Genomic DNA, 3,142 nt, shown 5'->3' on the forward strand with positions numbered 1-3,142 from the left:
TTCGTTGGTCAGGAAAATCTAGAGATTGGACAATGATCAATGAAGTAAATTTAAATCCAGAGAAAAAAGAAGCAATGCGGGCGGCATAAAATTTAATTTGATGCGACAACTAACTTGAAAAACTCCGGAAGGTCTCTTATAATCTGAAAGGCACATGGCTCTACTCTATAAGAGGACATTTATGAATACCTATCAAAAATCTATGAATGCGATTTCTGCTCTGACTAAGGAGCAGTATCGGGTGACGCAAGAAAATGGTACAGAGCGTCCAGGGACTGGTGAATTGCTAAAGAACACCAAGCCCGGCATTTACGTGGATATCGTGTCAGGTGAGCCTTTATTTGCGTCTTCTGCCAAGTATGAATCAGGGTGTGGTTGGCCGAGCTTTACCAAAGCGATAGACTCTGTCAACGTAATTGAAATCACTGATAGGTCGCACGGCATGACCCGCACAGAAGTGCGCTCAACTCATGGCGACAGTCACTTAGGCCATGTATTTTCAGACGGTCCCAAAGACCAGGGTGGCCTACGTTATTGTATTAACTCAGCGTCATTACGTTTTATTCCTAGGGAAGAAATGGCAAGTAAAGGTTACGCAGAGTATTTAGACCAAGTAGAGGACATTTAATTATGGCAATTGAACGCGCAGTATTAGCCGGTGGCTGCTTTTGGGGCATGCAGGATCTTATCCGCAAACGTCCCGGTATCACTTCAACCCGAGTAGGTTATACCGGTGGTGAAGTGGCTAATGCTACCTACCGCAATCATGGTAACCATGCTGAAGGCATTGAAATAATGTTCGATAATGAAATCACCAGCTATCGACAAATTTTAGAGTTTTTCTTTCAGATTCATGACCCTAGTACAGTAAATAGACAAGGTAATGACAAGGGCACATCTTATCGCTCAGCCATTTATTATACCTCTGAGGCACAGCATGCTGAGGCAGTAAAAACCATTGCTGACGTGGATGCTTCGGGATTATGGCCTGGAAAAGTAGTGACTGAAGTCGAACCTGCAAGTGATTTTTGGGAAGCGGAGGCTATGCATCAGGACTATTTGGAACTCCGACCAAATGGCTATACCTGCCACTTCCCCAGACCAGACTGGAAGTTGCCCTCATCTCAATGAGTTTGCAGCAGCCCACACAGACTTGCAATTTGCATACGACAACCACCCTTAATACAATCGGCTTAGGCGGTGGTTGTCACTGGTGCACCGAAGGCGTATTTTCATCACTTATTGGCATTGCTACTGTCAATCAAGGTTGGATCGCCTCAATTGGTGACAACGCTCAGTTCAGCGAAGCCATTGAAGTGGTTTTTGATCCGACTGTTATTTCTTTATCAACCTTGATCGAAATCCATTTACATACTCACGCGAGCACATCAAACCACTCAATGCGTGGTAAATATCGTTCAGCGATATACGCTTATGATGAGGTTCAGTATAACCAGGCTGTAAACATATTAGATGCCTGTAGAGCTGATTTTGAGCAGCCAGTCATTACTCAGGTTTATTTTTTTAAGGATTTTAAAGCGAATAAAACTGAGCTTATCGACTACTTTTATACAGCACCCAACAGACCATTTTGTCAAAGGTACATTCATCCAAAACTCACCTTCTTATTAGCACGTTTCAGCCACTATGTTGATACACATAAATTGACAGAGTCAGGTGTAGAGTTAACATCGATATAGGCTGTGCTACTCTGCAAGTTCGAGCGTCATGATTACCAACTCTAGTAGTGGCATCGATCACACGAAAACTAAAACGATGTCACCGCAAACGAATGGGATCTGCGAGCAGTTTGATAAGGCGATCCTGAACGAGTTTTATCAGGTGGCTTTTCGCAACAAGTTAATCAAACGCTGGAGACGCGGCAAAATGATCAGGATGAGTGGCTGTCTTACAACAATGAACGAACTCATCAGGGCAAAATGTGCAACGGCAGAACGTCAGTTGAAACTGATCTGATCCAGTAGTTCTGTACACCGCGCTAAGTGAGTAAAATCACATAACGATACAACAACGTTACCCTACATAATCCCAAACTAATTTATCGTTGGAAACGCGAGTTATCCGTGAAGATGATAGAGCTTCTACGCGAGATCCTTTCCAACTGAGTCTGTTCGATGCTCTGTTATACCAATATCTTTGGAAACGCCCTTCGATGGTAGCTTGTTGCTTCTATCAACATTCATACACTTTTGTGAAAAAAATTTCCTGTGTATTTATCGGTATAGCATAAAGTCCATAATCAAATTAAAACGCTACCTAGTACAAAATTGCCTATTATTTAACCTTGACACTACCAATATGCACTGATCTGATATATATTGATTTAATGTATATTTTGCAGGCGATTTTTATGAAAAGTGCACTACTGCGGATCATCACCAACCAGAGCGCGTTTCCTTCATTGACGGAAATATCCTTGACGGGTCATAGCAACATCTCAGGGACAAACGGAGCAGGAAAAACCTCATCTCTTGTTCTGGTTCCTGTTTTTTATGGGATTGACCCTCAGTATATGGTCAGAGAAAAGCCTAAAACCTTTCTGGATTTCTATCTTTCTAAAGCACGTAGTTTTGTCATTTTTGAATATCAACGACAAGATCAGATCTCCTGTGTCGTGCTTTACAGACATAACAACACGTTGCATTACAGGTTTGTCAAAGGGGACGCCGATTCCACTTTATTTACAGAACAGAGCAAAATGAAGCTGAATAATGCGGAAAATATTGATTGCTGGCTCTCGGAAGACATCGCTCAGATAACAGAAGTGTCCCGGCAGATCAAAACCATCAAGGATTACTGCGCAATTATCCAGCACAACTTGTCGCACCTATCCCCGATTAAAGCTCGACAGTCAGGACTCAAGGATATTGCTGATAAATTCTCTCTGTGCCGTCCAGGGAAATCAATGAGGCACATTGAACGCTTAACGTCCGTCATGCACAAAAAAACAAAATTGATGGAAGGGTTAAAAGACATGGTTGCAGATTGCTTTATCCCCCTGTGTCAGGATAGTTGTCGCCTCAGTTTTTCATAAAAATAAAACAGGGAGCGGTAAGTTTGTTATGAATGAAGCATTATCCAGAAGAGCATAAGCAAGCCGTCATTAGAAAGCTCCTTGAAA

4 protein-coding genes and 1 pseudogene are annotated in these 3,142 nt (G+C 42.3%); all 5 read left to right on the forward strand.

All coding sequences use genetic code 11. The features are described from left to right. The first annotated feature begins 181 nt into the window (after window positions 1-181). The 5 genes and pseudogenes from msrB (at window position 182) to AC19MV_RS22845 (ending at window position 3,055) form a co-directional block, all read left to right on the forward strand. Window positions 182-628 carry a peptide-methionine (R)-S-oxide reductase MsrB gene (gene msrB, locus AC19MV_RS22825; protein ID WP_011711653.1) on the forward strand — a complete coding sequence of 149 codons (447 nt, stop codon included), beginning with the start codon at window positions 182-184 and terminating at the stop codon, window positions 626-628. A gap of 2 nt (window positions 629-630) precedes the next feature. Then, the gene (gene msrA, locus AC19MV_RS22830; protein WP_011711652.1) at window positions 631-1,131 is read left to right on the forward strand and encodes a peptide-methionine (S)-S-oxide reductase MsrA; all 501 of its coding nucleotides are present in this window, start codon (window positions 631-633) and stop codon (window positions 1,129-1,131) included. Between the two features lie 29 nt (window positions 1,132-1,160). Next, window positions 1,161-1,700, forward strand: a complete 540-nt coding sequence (locus AC19MV_RS22835; protein WP_041413416.1) for a peptide-methionine (S)-S-oxide reductase — start codon at window positions 1,161-1,163, stop codon at window positions 1,698-1,700. Window positions 1,701-1,715: 15 nt separating this feature from the next. Then, window positions 1,716-1,985 (forward strand): annotated as a pseudogene (locus AC19MV_RS22840) (IS481 family transposase); the annotation flags it as partial. 386 nt (window positions 1,986-2,371) lie between these two features. After that, window positions 2,372-3,055 (forward strand): ATP-binding protein, encoded by a 684-nt coding sequence (locus AC19MV_RS22845; protein ID WP_498299536.1) that lies wholly within the window; start codon window positions 2,372-2,374, stop codon window positions 3,053-3,055. Window positions 3,056-3,142: the final 87 nt, after the last annotated feature.

Source organism: Shewanella sp. MF05913, from assembly GCF_059758095.1.

Coding starts and splice junctions, on each gene's coding strand:
- AC19MV_RS22845 (WP_498299536.1), top strand. CDS start 2,372: ATGAAAAGTGCACTACTGCGGATCATCACCAACCAGAGCGCGTTTCCT.
- msrB (WP_011711653.1), top strand. CDS start 182: ATGAATACCTATCAAAAATCTATGAATGCGATTTCTGCTCTGACTAAG.
- msrA (WP_011711652.1), top strand. CDS start 631: ATGGCAATTGAACGCGCAGTATTAGCCGGTGGCTGCTTTTGGGGCATG.